This is a genomic window from uncultured Limnohabitans sp. (genome assembly GCF_937889215.1).
Lineage (GTDB): Bacteria > Pseudomonadota > Gammaproteobacteria > Burkholderiales > Burkholderiaceae_C > Limnohabitans_A.
On sequence record NZ_CALBEX010000104.1, the window covers coordinates 1 to 1,834 of the forward strand.

Genomic DNA, 1,834 nt, shown 5'->3' on the forward strand with positions numbered 1-1,834 from the left:
GGTTTTCGTCGGTGAACATGTCGATGACACGGCAGTCGCCGCACATTTTCAGGCGCTCCAAGGCCGGGCCCTGGAACATGCTGTGCCCCCGTCAGGCGCCCCAACATGGTTTCGATGGCCTTGAGGGTACCAAAGGGTTTGGCGCAGCGGATACAGGCATAAGGCGGGCTGCTGTGCACCACACGCGGCTGCGCCCGCTCGGCCAACAGCGACAGGCGCGGCTGCAGCGTGATGGCGGTCTCGGGGCAGGTTTTGGCGCACAAGCCACACTGCACACAATTTTTCTCAACAAACTTCAGCTCAGGCTGCAGCGGGTTGTCTTGCAGCGCCGACGAGGGGCAAGCGCCCACGCAGCTCATGCACAAGGTGCACCTGCTGCCGTCGACTGTGATGCTGCCCAAAGGCGATCCGGCGGCAGGCAAATCGAGCGCCTTGGGTCGGCTGGCCTCATCCATGGCCATCACGGGCGACTGGGCCATCAAGTGGTCAATGACCAGCTCCAGGTTGCTGCGCTTTTCGGCCTGCACCGCGTGGCGGGCGTTGGTGGCTGGGCCTGTGGGCAAGTTGCTGGCCTTGAGGGTGCGGGCACACAGGCGCTGCAAATCGCCGTCTAATGCTGTGGCGGTTTTGGCTTCGATCAGCTGGAAATGCACGCCGGAATAGCCCAAGCCATTGAGCAGACTTTGGGCAACGGCCATTTGCTCCATGAGTGCGGCGCGGTATTGCGGCGCTTCTTCGTGGGTGAGCAGCACCATGACCTGGCGTGCGCCATAGGCCACGGCCGACAGCCACAGCTCCATGCCCACACTGGCCGTGTGCCACAAGGCTACGGGCATTACGCGGGCCGGCACGCCCTGCATGACGCCCAGTTGCGCGCCCCGGCCCAGCTCGTCGATCAGGGCCTGGCCTTTTTCCTGGCTGTGCAGCAACAGAGCAGCATCGCGCCCGCCTGCGGTCTGGTAGGCCGACAGCAGTGCGCGGATCTTGGCACCCTGCTCTGCCGGGCGCGGGTAGGCGTAAGTCAGGGCCCCGGTCGGGCAAGCTGTGGTGCACGCGCCGCAGCCCACGCACAGGTTGGGGTTGACCACGATTTGCTGGCGGCTTTTGTCCGAGCGAACGGCTTCGGCCGAGCAGATATCAATGCAAGCGCTGCAGCCAACTTGTTCGTTGCGGCTGTGCGCGCACAGCTTTTGTTTGTAGGCAAAAAAGCGGGGCTTTTCAAATTCGCCCACCAGTTCGCGCACTTTGAGCAGGGTTTGCAGGTCTTGCCCGTCCCAACGGAAATAGCCTTGGGGCAAGGCGTGCGATGTAAAAGTGGGCGAAGCTTGGTCGTCGCGCAGGTCCAGCACCACATCAAAGAGCTCGGTTTGCGGGCGAGCATCGCGGCTGAAGTCGATGGCACCTGCGGCTTCGCACACCTTGACGCAGTCGCGGTGTGAGGTGCAGCGCGACAGGTCCACCTGGTAATCGAGGCCAATGGCCTGCTCAGGGCAAGCCGCCACGCAGGCGTTGCAGCGGGTGCACAAGTCCAGGTCAATCGGGTTGCTGGCGTCCCATGTCGCTTCGAATGCCCCCAGCCAGCCGCTCAGGCTTTGCAAGCGTCCAGCCACGACAGGGAAACGCCGCTCCTGGCTGCCTCCTGCGCTGCCGGCGCCTTGCGCAAAAATGGTGACCTGCATCGCGTCCGACAAAAAGCCGGCGGCACGTTCGGCAGCGTCCACAGCGCCAATTATCAGCACACGGCCTTCGCTTTTGTAGGTGACAGTGGCCACCGGCTCGGGCTCGGGCAAACGGGCAGCGGCCAGCAGTGCAGCCATTTTGGCTGTGGCGTGTT

1 pseudogene is annotated in these 1,834 nt (G+C 63.7%); it reads right to left on the reverse strand.

Annotation, left to right across the window (positions count from 1 at the left end):
• Nucleotides 1–1,834 (reverse strand): annotated as a pseudogene (locus tag Q0341_RS02710) (4Fe-4S dicluster domain-containing protein); the annotation flags it as partial.